At 63.9% G+C, this 238-nt stretch carries 1 protein-coding gene; it reads left to right on the top strand.

The window, feature by feature from the left end; all coding sequences use genetic code 11:
- Positions 1-27: 27 nt before the first annotated feature.
- Positions 28-238: HAMP domain-containing protein (locus tag AAEY75_RS16965; protein WP_352260343.1), on the top strand; the 211-nt coding region annotated here is incomplete at its 3' end.

Below are 238 nucleotides of genomic sequence, written 5' to 3'. Positions count from 1 at the left end.
AGCATGCCCAAGGCTGAGATTCGCGCCGTGACCTGGGAAGTCGGCATCCGCCTGGTGATCGGCAGCGTGTTGGCGATGTTGCTGGCAGTGGGCGCCACGGTGTGGCTGTTGCGCAGCAAGCTGGCGCCATTGAGCGAGCTGGTACGCCAGGCTCAGGCCCTGGGTGCGGGGGATTTGAGTGCGCGGCTCAATGTGTCCAGCCATGACGAAATCGGCCAGTTGGCGCGTAGTTTCAACC

This window comes from Psychrobacter sp. TB55-MNA-CIBAN-0194 (genome assembly GCF_040309505.1).
GTDB lineage: Bacteria > Pseudomonadota > Gammaproteobacteria > Pseudomonadales > Moraxellaceae > Psychrobacter > Psychrobacter fozii.
This window is presented reverse-complemented; position numbering and strand designations above follow the sequence as displayed.